This window comes from Pseudomonas sp. GW821-FHT07B01, assembly GCF_059419065.1.
In genome coordinates, this window is sequence record NZ_JBWKRA010000003.1 from 300,209 (window position 1) to 313,850 (window position 13,642).

Consider the following 13,642-nt stretch of genomic DNA (forward strand, 5'->3'; position numbering starts at 1 on the left):
TGGGCAGGCAGTGCTCGACAGTGAGCGTCGCCCATTTTCCAGACATATGCCGACGAAAAAATCAGGCATATTCCCCCTTCATGTAAGAACTTTCCCAAATCCTCCGAAAGGCGATCAACCACAGTCAGAGCTGATTGCAATAAGCGCTTAAGCCATGATGCAGAACATCGATCGCTTCACCCACGCTTGCAACCGCTGGCCCCAATGCCTGACGGTCCCGCTGTTCACACGCCGCCTCCAGTGCCTCACATAAACTGATCAACGGGTTGGCCTTGACCATCCGCGCGCCTCCCTTGGCACGATGAGCCAGGTCGTGCAACTTGGCAAAGTCTGCCTGGCTTGCCAGCCGTGGCAGCAAGGCACGATCCGCCTCCAGGCTTTCGAGTAACGGCGCCAGCAATTCGACAAGCGCGGCATGATCATCCCCGGTCAGCGCAACCAGGGTGCTCAAGTTGAAGGTAGCCAAGGGTCGCGGGCTCGTGCCAACTGAACGCGACACCAATGCCGCCCGCAAGTCGTCCAGCCCGGTGGGCTTGAACAGGCAGCCATCCATGCCAGCCTGCCGACAGCGCTCGGCTTCCTCCGGCTGGGCGTTGGCGGTGAAACCGAGTAACAGGCAGGGCTCCAGACCCCGCTCACGCTCCTGTGCGCGAATCTCCTGGGCCAGCTGATAGCCGTTCTTGAACGGCATGTTGCAATCGGTAATGACGCCGTCGAACTGCCCCGTTCGCCACTGTTCAAGCCCTTGGACACCGTCTTCGGCCGTGATGATACGGTGGCCCAGAAAGCTCAACTGTCGGGCCAGCAGCAAGCGGTTGGCCGGGTAGTCGTCCACCACCAGAATGCTCAGCGTGCGCCCCTCAGGCGCCGCTTCTTGCACAGGCTCAATCGGGGCCGGCAGCGTGGCGGTCATGGCCAGGGTCAACGTCACGTCCACCCGAGTGCCGTGCCCCAACACACTACTCAAGTGCAATTGGCCGCCCATCATTTCGCACAGGCTGCGACTGATCACCAACCCCAGCCCAGACCCGCTGCGTGCCGATTGCTGGTTATTGCTGCCCTGGATGAACACACTGAACAACCGCTGCTGGTCGGCGACGCTGATTCCGATACCGGTGTCTTGCACCCATAACTGCACGGCCAAGCGATCGTCCTCGACCACCGCCTGCGCGACCAAACTGACCTGCCCATGGGAAGTGAACTTGATGGCATTGCTCAGCAGATTGGAGACCACCTGCTTGAATCGCAGCGGGTCGACCAGCACCGCCTGGTCAATCAGCGGGTCCAATTCAACCTGCAGCGCCAACCCCTTGGCTCGGGCCAGCCCCTCGAACACGCGTGCGACCGACGCCAACAGCTCATGCAGGTTGGCGGGCTCCAGGGTCAGCGACAAGTGCCCGGACTCGATCCGCGCGATATCGAGAATATCGCCGATCAGCTCCAGCATACCCCGCGAAGCCACCGAGGCCACCTCCAGAGCATCGCGGTCGACCCGCCCCTGTTCGGCATTTTTCAAGGCCAGTTCGATCATGCCGATCACGGCGTTCATCGGCGTGCGGATCTCGTGGCTCATGGTCGCCAGAAAGGTCGTCTTGGCGCGATTGGCGGCGTCGGCATCGTCCTTGGCTTCCTGTAGCTGGCCGAGCAGGCGGTGCCGCTCGCTCACGTCGACCCAACCGGCAATCATGCCCACCACCTTGTCGTCGCCGTCGCGGTACGGCAGCATCCACTGGTAAATGGTCAGCACATCGCCATTGGGCACCTTGAGGATTCGATCATGAATCTGCGGCTCGCCCCCAGCCATCAAGCGCAGGTAATCCTCATGAAACGACTGGGCCTGTGGCGGGTTTTCGACGTCGGTTTCCACCACGGTCCTGCCGATCACGTCTTCAAGCTTGTAGCCAAACACGTCGAGGTAGGCGTTATTGCAGGCCATCAACCTCCCTTGGCGATCACGCACGTAAATCGGGTGCGGCGTGCCGTCAATCAATACGCTCATGAACCGCATCTGATCGCTCAGCGCCCGCTCGGCCTGCAGGCGCTTGCGAATCAGGCTGCGCAGGTAAATGGCCCAGCCCAGCGTGACGGCCAACAACAGCGCCGCCAACCCAAAGCCCTGAAGAATCACGTTGCGATAGCGCAACCAGTAACTGTCCTCGATGATGACCTCGCTGCGCCACTGGCCAATCAACTCGTCCATTTCCTGCGGGGCGATGCTCAGCAGTGCCTTGTCGAGGATCGAATACAACTCCAATTGACTGCGGTTGACCCCAAAGGTCACGCGTGCAGGCTCAGTGCCGACCGTACTGGTGACACGCAAGCGGTCGCGGTAATACCGGTTGATCAGATAGCGGGCGCTGATCAATGAGTTGACCGCGCCATCGGCGTCACCCTTGGCCACCAGCGCCATGGCTTGCTGGGGGTTCTCCACGTCGACAAACATCACGCCTGGAAAATTCTGCGCTATCTCATCGTGTAGCCCATTGCCAACCACCATGGCCAGGCGTTTGCCGACCATGTCCTCCAGCGTGAGCGGGCTGTGGGGACCGTTACGGGTTACCAGCACAAAGGGATTGGTCAGGTAGGGACGGGTAAAACGCACTTTTTCAGCACGCTCCGCGCTAGGCGTGACGACCGCCAGCATGTCCGCCGTACCCGCACTTACGATATTGATCTGGCGCGGCAATGAGCCGCCCGGGACCACATCGAACTTCAAGCCGGTACGCAAGCTGATACGCGATAGTACCTCGGCACTCAACCCTTCGAACTGGCCTTGATCACCAATAAAAGATAACGGTAGAAAGTCGTTGAGTACCGCGACTCTGACCCTTGGATTCTTTTGCACCCAGCGTTGTTCGCTGGCACTCAAATGCAACCGGTCAACGCCGATTATCCCCAGGTTACCTCCGCTCCAGCGGCGCAGGATTTCCATCTGCTCGCTGGCGGGAATCGCCTCCAGCGCGGCATTGAGAATGGGCAGTAAACGTGTATTTTCGCGGGCGACGGCAAACGCAAACGGGTTGACTTCCAAGCCGGAAAAATCCGCCATACGTACATTGTTGAGGTGATTGCGATTGATCAGGTAGTTGCTGCTGATAGCATCCCCCAGATAGACGTCGGCGCGACCAAACGCTACGGCACCAATGGCTTCGAAAGTCGAGGCAAACAACTCCAATTGGGCCTGGGGATAAAACGCCCGAACGGCGTCGGGCTGCATATAGTGATACAGCATCGCTACGCGCTTGCCCGCCAAGTCGTCTTTCAATACCTGGCTGTCACCGCTGCGGGTCACCAGGGTCGGTTGATCGTTGGCATAGGAGCGAGACAAAAGCAGTTGCGGGTCGGCCGCTTCGTAGCCATTGGCGGAACCGAGAAAATCCACGCCCCCCTGCTTCAAGGCTTCGATCACTTCATCGCGGGTATCGTAACGCCGTACCTCTATGGAGATATGCAGGGCCTGACCCACCAGTGCGGCAAAATCGGCGGTGATACCTTCGAGCTCGTCGTTGTTATTGGTCAAGTCAAAAGGCGCGTAATCGGGAGCAGAAACCCCCATCCGTAATGTGCGCCGCTCGCGCAGCCAGCGCCAATCAGACTCGTCCAGTGCTACTTGCGGGGTGTCAATACGTGAGTGCCCCAACAGCCGCAAAGCATGGGGCTCATCCAGGGCCACCGCGATCTGAGGTAACAGGCTCATCCAGAAGATCGTGGTGAACCTTATAAACGCGGTGGTGATCATCTCAATTCAGATCAGATGGTTGCGCTGGGCAAACTTGGATAAGTGCACTACCGAAGACATGCGTAACTTCTCCTTGAGTCGAGTCTTGTAAGTGCTGATGGTCTTGTGGCTGAGCAGCATTTGTTCGGCAATTTCCTTGTTGCCCAGCCCCAGGGCCAACATTTGCAACACGGTTAACTCACGGTCCGATAAGCACTCGATCATCTGCCGTTCCGTTTCTTGCAGATCATCGCGGCGCACCGAACTGGTCGGCAAACTGGGGAAGCAGCTGTAGCCCGACATGATCGCTTTGATGGCCTTTTGCAGCTCATCCAGCTCACCGGTCTTGGCGACGAACCCCATCGCACCGGAACGCATGCAACGGGTAGAAAAAAATACCGCCAGGTAGGAGGTCAGCACCAGAATCTTGCATGGCAAGCCCAACGCCTTGATGCGGCTGATAACCTCCAACCCGCCTAATTTAGGCATCGCCAGGTCGAGGATAATCAGCTCGGGACGTTGCTCCCTCGCCAACTGCATGGCGTCAGCGCCATCCCCCGCCTGAAAAATCTCATCAAACCCCTCCAATTGCAGGAGGTGTTTGACCGTTGCCCGGATAAACGGATGGTCATCCACAATTAATGCTTTGCTCATAAAACTTCCTTATGTGGACAAAATACCCTTACACATCACGCCGGACCTGGGTACCTGTGAGAAATGACAGTTCCGACAAGCGGCACTGCTTCCTTGGAGCGGTAACCAAGCAGTGTCTGGCCTCTTCAATCAACTCAACAGAGCGACGGACGCCGGGCCTCAACGGCGCAACAGCCGCAAGTACCCAACTTTAGCAATGCAATGATGTTTCAACCGAAGGGATAATCCGGACAACATGTAGGATTTTTCCACATGCAAACTTAGCCAATCCTGGCCAGCCCATAAGGATCAGTCGGTGGTGCTAGGACTCCAGAAGGCCTGCACCACCAGGGTTGACGTTGAGAGGCGCGCCACCAGCGCGTCCAGTTCGTCGCCATCCACCGACGTGGCGGCCAGGATGGCCTCGATTTCCACTTCGTCACTGCCGAACGGTCGCACGTCGACGTCGCTGGCAGGGTAGTTGCAGCGTGCCAGCTCGGCTTCCAGTAACACCATCACGGCCTGTTGCTGACTGCGGCGCGCAATGACATAGAGGATATTGGTGACCTCTGCCGACACCACGTCCAAGGGCTGACGATTGATGTTGTTGACGATCGGCCGCAGCAAGGTGTTGGCCGCCAGCACAAACAGCGTGCCCAGCAACGCCTCGAGGATCAGGTCGGCGCCGGCGCAGGCACCCACCGCGGCCGAAGCCCAGAGGGTGGCGGCCGTATTGAGCCCGCGCACATTGCCCTCCTCCCGCATGATCACACCCGCCCCCAGGAAGCCGATGCCCGACACCACATAAGCGACCACGCGCACCGCGCCTTCCGCACCGCCCAGTCGGTTGGCCATGTCGACAAAGATCGCCGCGCCCACCGCCACCAGCACATTGGTACGTAAGCCGGCGGTGCGCTGGCGGTACTGGCGCTCGAACCCGATCAGGCCACCGAGAATAAACGCAGCGCTGAGGCTGACCACAGTGTCGACCAGGGAGTTGAGGTTGATGTTGTTGATTGCCTGCATAAGAAATCTCCATGAATGCAGCGGCACATTGGTAACTCGCAGGCCCCTGTGGGAGCTGGCTTGCCTGCGATAGCGGTACACCACCAATGAATCTGGCGACTGATACACCGTCATCGCGGGCAAGCCCGGCTCCCACAGGTTTTGCGATGTTGCACGAGACCTGTTACTGCCAGCCAAACCTGCGAATGTAGTAGCCCTTCACCGCCTGGGTCAGCCCCATGTACGCCAGCAAAATCACCGGCAGGAACACGAAGTACAGCGACGGCAGCGCCTGCAATTTGAAGTAGTGCGCCAATGGCCCCATCGGCAGGAATATCCCCACGGCCATGATCACGCCGGTCATCAACATCAACGGCAGCGCTGCGCGGCTTTGCAGAAACGGGATTTTCGGCGTGCGGATCATGTGCACGATCAGGGTCTGGGTCAGCAGCCCCACCACGAACCAGCCGGATTGAAATAGCGTTTGGTGGTCTGGGGTGCTGGCATCAAACACATACCACATGAGTGCGAACGTGGTGATGTCGAAGATCGAACTGATCGGCCCGAAGAACAACATGAAACGTCCCACTTCCCCGGGCTGCCAGCGTTGCGGCGTGGCAAGCATCTCGTCATCGACGTTGTCGAACGGAATCGCAATCTGCGAGATGTCATACAGCAGGTTTTGCACCAGCAGGTGCATCGGCAGCATCGGCAAAAACGGGATAAAGGCACTGGCCACCAACACCGAGAACACGTTGCCGAAGTTGGAACTGGCGGTCATCTTGATGTATTTGAGCATGTTGGCGAAGGTGCGCCGGCCTTCCAGCACGCCCTCCTCCAGGATCATCAGGCTCTTCTCCAGCAGGATGATGTCGGCCGCTTCCTTGGCGATGTCCACCGCACTGTCCACCGAAATCCCGATATCCGCCGTGCGCAGCGCCGGAGCATCGTTGATGCCATCGCCCATAAAGCCCACCACATGTCCGTTGGCCTTGAGCAGCCGCACGATGCGTTCCTTGTGGCTGGGCGTGAGCTTGGCAAACACATTGGTGGTTTCCACGGCCAGGGCCAGTTCGGTGTCGCTCATCGCCTCGATGTCGTTGCCCATCAGCAAGCCTTGTTGCTCCAGGCCCACTTCGCGGCAGATCTTCGCCGTGACCAGTTCGTTGTCGCCGGTCAACACTTTCACCGCCACGCCGTGGGCCTTCAGGGCCTTGAGGGCGGGGGCGGTACTTTCCTTGGGCGGGTCGAGAAACGCCACGTAGCCGATCAGCGTCAGGTTGTTTTCATCGGCCAGGGTGTAGGTGTCAGGTCCTGCCGGCATCGGCTGCGCCGCTACCGCCACCACCCGCAGCCCTTCTTCGTTAAAGGCCGCCGTCACCTGGCGAATGCGCGCCAACAGTTCTTCGGTCAGTGCCTCATCGACGTCACCATGACGCACGCGATTGCACACCGACAAAATTTCCTCCACCGCCCCTTTGCAGATCAACAGGTGCGGTTGGTGCTCCTCAGCCACCACCACCGACATGCGGCGGCGGTTGAAATCGAATGGGATCTCGTCGACCTTGTGGAATGCGGTACCGACTTTCAGCTCACGATGGATGTCCACATGCTCGAGCACGGCCACATCCAACAGGTTTTTCAAGCCGGTCTGGTAGTAGCTGTTGAGGTAGGCCATTTCCAGCACGTCGTCCGACTCCTGGCCCCACACGTCCACATGGCGCGCCAGGAAAATCTTGTCCTGGGTGAGCGTGCCGGTCTTGTCGGTGCACAGCACGTCCATGGCGCCGAAGTTCTGGATCGCGTCCAGGCGCTTGACGATGACCTTCTTGCGCGACAGAAACACCGCGCCCTTGGCCAAGGTCGAGGTGACGATCATGGGCAGCATTTCCGGGGTCAAGCCTACCGCAATCGACAGCGCGAACAGCAACGCCTCGGTCCAGTCGCCCTTGGTGAAGCCGTTGATGAACAGCACCAGCGGCGCCATCACGAACATAAAGCGAATCAGCAACCAACTGACCTTGTTGACCCCCTGCTGGAACGAGGTGGTCGCACGGTCCGTCGCCGTGACGCGTTGCGCCAAGGCACCAAAATACGTGCTGTTGCCGGTGGCGAGGATGACCGCCGTGGCGGCGCCGGACACGACGTTGGTGCCCATGAACAGAATGTTCTCCAGCTCCAGTGGGTTGCGCGTGTGGGCGTCCTGCTGGTGGGCGAACTTTTCCACCGGCATGGATTCACCGGTCATCGCCGCCTGGCTGACGAACAAGTCCTTGGCGCTGAGCACACGGCAGTCCGCGGGGATCATGTCGCCGGCCGACAATATAATCAGATCGCCTGGCACCAGTTGTTTGATCGGCAGTTCAATGCGCTTGGCAGCATCGCGGCGCAGCACCGTCGCGGTATTGCTCACCATGGCCTTCAAGGCGTCGGCGGCCTTGTTCGACTTGGCCTCCTGCCAGAAGCGCAACAGGGTCGAGAGCACCACCATGGAGAAAATCACCGTGGCGGCCTTCATGTCTTCGGTCAGCCAAGAGATCACCGCCAACAGGGTCAGCAGCAGGTTGAACGGATTCTTGTAGCAATGCCACAGGTGCACCCACCACGGCAGCGGCTGTTCGTGCTCGACTTCGTTAAGGCCGTATTGCACGCGCAAGGCGTCGGCTTCCTGAGTGCTCAAGCCCTCGGCCTGGCTGCCCAGCGCGCCCAGCAATTGCACAGTGCTGCGGTTGGCAGAGGCCACCAATGTCTGCGCCAGGCTGGGCGGTACTTCGCGGCTGACGCTGGCATCGGTCACGGTCTCCAGCATCGCCAGGCGGCGAAAATGCCGGGCGATATGCCGGGTCCGCAGGAAACCGGCGAAGAACTCTTTGAGCAAAGTGAGGTTCATGGTGTAACTCCTGCGCGAGGAAAAGCCGTCGTGCAGGTACTGCCCGTCCACACCGCGCCCGTCACACAGGCACAGCCGAACCTGGCCCGCCCGCCGTAACAGGCAGGCGCGTCCGTAGCATCCAGGCGTTACCCAGGTGCTGGTCAGCGTCGATGAGAGGGAATCAGGCAGGTGCCAGGACTGGCCACCGCCGGGATGCCGCTTCTCGCTTTATGAGGCGAGACAACGGCATCTGGAAAATGCGCGTTACCTTGCCAAGTAGAGGCCGGTTACCGAAACCGGCCGACGACTGTCACTCGAACAAGTACCCACTGAGGGTCTCCGCTATTGATGAAAACGCGCGAAGCTTACGCCCCGATGTTGGCGGAGTAAACCGTAGGAAAGTGGCAGCCTGGTGAATTAAGAAGATTCTTCAGGATGGGTTCAGGAAAGAGCGTTTTGCTTACTTTTGTCTGGGCCGGCATTCCGGCTTTTCAAAAGTGAGCCGCTGTAAAAGCGGAACCCTGAGTAGCCGTTACCGCAGGAATGGATATGTACACGGTCCAACTGTGTTGACTGTCAGGCCGTCTTCGCAGGCAAGCCAGCTCCCACATTTGGATCGCGGTGCATCAGCTCGATCAGCGTCGGCTGCCAGGCCGTCACGGGAGCAAGCTCCCTCGCCACAGGTCCAGCGTCGCGCCGAAGTTGTGTAGATACCTATGCTGCGATAGCGGTGTGTCAGCTACAAATTCACTGCCTGGCACTCTGCATACGCAACGATACGGCGGCACGCCTAATCAGCGTCTACATGGGATTGATGTACATCCCTGGCTATGGCGTATCAGGTCGATCCCTTTCAACTAACGCCACGTAGTCTTCAATGCTCGCGCTGGCAACACCCTTTACCTGGATAGACACCTTATTCACCTGCCGACCCATCGTGATGCCCTCGCGGGTACGCACCTGTACATAGCCAAGTCTGGGCCAAAAACGCTCGGCCCTGGTATTGCCCACCGCTACCGTCAGCCGCAGCCACTGGGCGCCCTTCGCCACCGCCCAGGCCTCAAGGTCCGCGTGCAAGCGCTGCGCCAGCCCGCTGCCGTGCCAGCGCGCATGCACCAGCAGCAACCCGATGTGCCACACCCCGGTGGCGAGCAAATCCGCAGCGATATTCACCACGGCGACCAGGTGGCCCTGCGCATCTCGGTAACCCAGCCAGTACAGGCGGCTGCAATGCCAGCCGGCGGGTAATTGGCCGCGTAATTCTTCCCGTGCTTCGGTCGGGGTAGCCGGTTCGCCATTCACCGCGATGAAGTAAGCCGGCGCCTGTTCAAAAAACTGCTGCAGCTCAGCTTCATCGCAGCCAAGCAGCTCAACCACCCGAATGCCTTCGAGGAAACTGCCAGGCAACACCTGTGGATCAACGTCCATGTTCAACCTCTTCAATCATCCCGTGTCAGCACTTCCAGCAATTCAATTTCGAAGCGCAGATTACTGTTGGGTTTGATATGCGCACCCATCGAGCGCTCGCCATAGGCCAGGTGCGCCGGCACATACAACGAGCGTACACCGCCAACCTGCATGCCCATCAAGCCCTGGTCCCACCCCTTGATCACGCGGCCGGTGCCGATCACGCACTGGAACGGTTTGCCCCGCTCCCAGGAGGAATCGAACACCGTGCCATCTTCCAGGGTGCCGGTGTATTGGGTGGTGATCAGCGCGCCCTTGACCACGGCTTTGCCGTCGCCCAGGCGGATGTCGGTGACCTGTAGTTCGTCGTTGCTCATGGGGTTCTCATTGAAGGGTCAAAGGCTGGGGTTTTCCCAGAATCGGAGGGGTTTGGCAAGTGCAGGGGAATGGCCAGCGTGAACGCAATCCAATGTGGGAGCTGGCTTGCCTGCGAAGGCGGTGTGTCAGTCAATGCCCCTGTGACTGCACGACCGCTTTCGCAGGCAAGCCAGCTCCCACATTAAATCTGCATGCATTCAGAGGTCGCCGTGTCGACCCTTTACAACCAATGCCAGAACCGGCTCCAGAACCCACGCCCCAACTCATCCTTGCACCCGGCATATTGGCGCGCATACATCTGCGAACGCGCCTGTACCTTGCTCGCTACCGGCGGCAGCCAGGCTTTGCTGGCATAGGTGCGCTGGCGGTAGCCGCCCCAGCCTTCGTGGTAGTTCAGGTACTGGCCGTAGGCATCGTACTTGTAGACGCCATTGATGGTGTAGGTCTTGTCCATGTACCAGCCGATAAAGTCGATCGCGTCGTCGAAGTCTTCGCGATCAGCGCCGCTGCGGCCGGTGGCTTTGCGGTAGTCGTTCCATACTTCATCCTTGGCCTGGGCATAGCCGGAAGCGGTGGAGACGCGGCCCCAAGGGATGATCCACAGCAGGTATTTACGCGGGGTCTTGGCGTCGTGGCGAAAGCCCGACTCCTGATACATGATGGCGAACGGCACCTGGATCGGTACGCCCCAGCGCTTTTGCGTGACCTTGGCGGCGTCGTACCAGTCGTCTTTTTCGCGCAAGATACCGCAGAGGTCGTTGGGCGTGCGTGGCGGCGAGGTGCCGCACGCCGCCAACAGGGAAGTGAGTAATAACAGTCCGACGGCTTTGCCTGCGCTCAAGGGTCACCTTTGTGGGATAAGGGTAAAATGCCAGCATTTTACCCCTTCACACAGGCGGCGTCCTTGCCGCAGACATCTTTAAGCCAAAGGCACGCGACGGGTAGTCAGCGCGATACGACCAATAAAGAAGCTCAACGCCGCACCCAACAGCAGCATGGCCAAGGTGCTCCAGGCCGCGCGGGACAGTTGCTTGGCAGCGACTTCACCGGCTTCACGGGCTTTCTGTTCAGCCTGCTTTTTCAGCTCATCGACCTTTTGCATGGCTTGCTGATAAGCCTGGGCATAGTTGTCGACGATCTGCGTGGCTTCTTCTTTGCTCTTGCCAGTGCGGGCCGCGACGATGTTGACCAGCGCCTCTTTATCCGCTGCATTCAATGCTGGCTCGCCGGACGCTTTCACACGTTCGAACCATTGCTTGAGCTCATCACCGGCCTGGGCAGGATTGGTCGCTGCATCGGTAGCCGACTGCTTGCCATCGGCAGCTGCCTGATCGGCTTTCTGCTCGACATTGGCAGGGTCCAGTTCAGCCTTGCCGCTCTGCTTGAGCAAGGTATCCAGTTGGCCTTGCAGGCTGTTCCAGTCCAGCTCGATGCCCTGCTCATTCAACTGTTGCTTGATGCTATTGCCAATCCCCGGCGCGGCGGCAGCAATGCCACTGCCCGCAGCAGACAGACCTTTACCCACCACGTTGCCGGCCGTACCGACTACGCTGGAAGCCAGGCCCGCCAACAGCCAAGTGGTGAGCAAGGTGGTCAAGGTCCAGGTCAGCACCCCATGCAGGCCGCCACGATCCGGCGCGGTGCGGCCGGCCACGAACGCGCCCAACGCGATGGCGACCAGTGTCGATACAAACAGCCAGATACCCGCACCCGTGCCAAAACCGCTCAACGGGTTGCCTGCTTCCATCGGGTCAACGGCACTGGCGCCAATGGCGGTGCCCAACACACTCAAGACCAGGTAGGTGACCAGTGCGATTGCACTACCGGCCAATACCGAGCTCCACGACACTCGAAACAGCGATCGATTGGTTTCATAGACAGTGGTCATACAAAGGTCCTTTTCAAATTGAGGAGCAAGGCAATGTGCCTTGATGGGTGTGAGTGTGGCGAAACGACATACGTTCAGTCCTGGCCCATATGCACCAGATGGTCTGGTGCATTCGCACTGCCCCGTGGGCAATTACTCTGCACTATCCTGAAGCCATGATGTCGTAACCCAATGTGCCTTGCCCTGCCCTAATCGGAGACGTTATGACCCAGGATGTTCTCGCCAAAGAAACCAACCGCCGCCAACTGCAGACCATCATCTCGGGACTGTCCGACGGTGTGATTCTGGCCGAGGTCGACCAGACCATTCTGTGGGCCAATGAAGCGGCGTTGACCATGCATGGGGTCAGCGAGGTCAAGGAACTGGGCGCCAATACCGAGGCGTACGCCAAACGCTTTGCCCTGCGCTATCGCAACAACCATCCCTTGCCACTGGACAGCTACCCCCTCAGCCGCGTGGCTGCCGGCGAAGAGTTCAGCGATGTGGTGGTGGAAGTCACACCCGCCGACGACGAACACCGCAGTTGGGTGCATCGCCTGCGCAGCCTGGTGCTGACCGATGCCCAGGGTGAACCTGAGTTGCTGGTACTGATCCTCAGCGACGCCACCGAATGGGCCAGCGCCGAGCAACGCTTTGAGAAAACCTTCAACGCCAACCCGGCGCCCGCGGTGATCTGTCGTCTAAGCGACCTGCGCTACATCAAGGTCAACCAGGGTTTTTTGGAGATGACCGGCTACAACCGCGACCAGGTCATCGGCAAATCCGTGTATGAACTGGATGTGCTGGAACAGGCCGAGCGCAAGGACCTGGCGATCCAGCGCCTGGGCGAAGGCGCGACCATCCCGCAGATGCAGGCCGAACTGAGACTGCCCGAAGGTGGCAGCAAACTGGTGATTGTCGCCGGCCAACCGCTGGACATGAACGAGGAAGACTGCATGCTGTTTTCCTTCACCGACCTGGAGCCTCGGCGCAAAGCCGAGATCGCCCTGCGCCAGAGCGAAGAACGCTTCGCCAAATCCTTCCGGCTGACGCCCGTGCCGACCCTGGTATGCAGTGCCGACAATCGCCAGGTGGTAGACATCAACGAAGCCTTCATGAGCATCACCGGCTACATCAGCGAGGAATTGATCGGCAAATCCATCGAAGACATCAACTTCATCGACAGCCCCCAGGCCGGCGCGCAGTTGTTCGCCACCCTGGAAAAAGCCGGCAACCTTGAAGGCCAGGACCTCAAGGTGCGCAAGAAAGGCAACGAGGTGATCGACTGCGTGGTATCCGCCGACACCGTGATTATCCAGGACGTGCCCTGCTACCTGATGGTGCTGATGAACATCACCGAGCGCAAACGCTCGGAGCTGGAACTGGTGGCGGCCATTGAGGAAGTCATGCAGGACGCGTCCTGGTTCAGCCAGACCCTGATCGAGAAGCTGGCCAACGCCAAGAGCGTCAACAGCCCCAACCTGCCGAATGTTTCCTTCACCGACCTAACCGCCCGCGAGCGCGATGTATTGGGCCTGATCTGTGAGGGCCTGGCGGACAAAGAAATCGCCTCGCGCCTGAAACTGGCGCCCAACACCGTGCGTAACCATGTGGCCACGGTGTATTCCAAGCTGGGGGTGCACAGCCGTAGTGCAGCGATCGTCTGGGCCCGTGAACGCGGGCTGTTTGCCGGCGATTTGCGCCTAAAAAACAAGCCCTGACCCTGCAAATGCACTAGTGCGACTAGTGCGAATTCGCCTTA

General features: G+C 59.5%; 9 protein-coding genes. 1 reads left to right on the forward strand and 8 read right to left on the reverse strand.

All coding sequences use genetic code 11. The features are described 5' to 3' along the window. Positions 1–124 precede the first annotated feature (124 nt). From AC07S6_RS05615 to AC07S6_RS05650, 8 genes are all read right to left on the reverse strand, one after another. The gene (locus AC07S6_RS05615) at positions 125–3,739 is read right to left on the reverse strand and encodes a transporter substrate-binding domain-containing protein (protein WP_495111892.1); all 3,615 of its coding nucleotides are present in this window, start codon (positions 3,737–3,739) and stop codon (positions 125–127) included. A gap of 6 nt (positions 3,740–3,745) precedes the next feature. Continuing rightward, positions 3,746–4,372 carry a response regulator transcription factor gene (locus AC07S6_RS05620; protein ID WP_034127079.1) on the reverse strand — a complete coding sequence of 209 codons (627 nt, stop codon included), beginning with the start codon at positions 4,370–4,372 and terminating at the stop codon, positions 3,746–3,748. 288 nt (positions 4,373–4,660) lie between these two features. Next, entirely contained in the window at positions 4,661–5,377 is a 717-nt protein-coding gene (locus tag AC07S6_RS05625; protein WP_003190369.1) for an MgtC/SapB family protein, read from the reverse strand. A 163-nt stretch (positions 5,378–5,540) separates the two neighbouring features. Then, positions 5,541–8,246 carry a magnesium-translocating P-type ATPase gene (gene mgtA / locus AC07S6_RS05630; protein ID WP_495111893.1) on the reverse strand — a complete coding sequence of 902 codons (2,706 nt, stop codon included), beginning with the start codon at positions 8,244–8,246 and terminating at the stop codon, positions 5,541–5,543. 810 nt (positions 8,247–9,056) lie between these two features. Next, complete coding sequence (locus AC07S6_RS05635) at positions 9,057–9,656, reverse strand: GNAT family N-acetyltransferase (protein ID WP_495111894.1); 600 nt, start codon at positions 9,654–9,656, stop codon at positions 9,057–9,059. 11 nt (positions 9,657–9,667) lie between these two features. Beyond that, positions 9,668–10,012 carry an FKBP-type peptidyl-prolyl cis-trans isomerase gene (locus tag AC07S6_RS05640; protein WP_034127076.1) on the reverse strand — a complete coding sequence of 115 codons (345 nt, stop codon included), beginning with the start codon at positions 10,010–10,012 and terminating at the stop codon, positions 9,668–9,670. A gap of 221 nt (positions 10,013–10,233) precedes the next feature. Continuing rightward, positions 10,234–10,854, reverse strand: coding sequence for a transglycosylase SLT domain-containing protein (locus tag AC07S6_RS05645; RefSeq protein ID WP_003190361.1), 621 nt, complete (start codon positions 10,852–10,854; stop codon positions 10,234–10,236). A 78-nt stretch (positions 10,855–10,932) separates the two neighbouring features. Further along, positions 10,933–11,901, reverse strand: coding sequence for a hypothetical protein (locus tag AC07S6_RS05650; RefSeq protein ID WP_019821429.1), 969 nt, complete (start codon positions 11,899–11,901; stop codon positions 10,933–10,935). Positions 11,902–12,104: 203 nt separating this feature from the next. Here AC07S6_RS05650 and AC07S6_RS05655 point away from each other — a divergent pair, with 203 nt between their 5' ends. Then, a complete protein-coding gene (locus tag AC07S6_RS05655) occupies positions 12,105–13,601 on the forward strand; it encodes a PAS domain S-box protein (RefSeq protein WP_014717983.1) in 1,497 nt (498 codons plus the stop codon). Positions 13,602–13,642 lie beyond the last annotated feature (41 nt).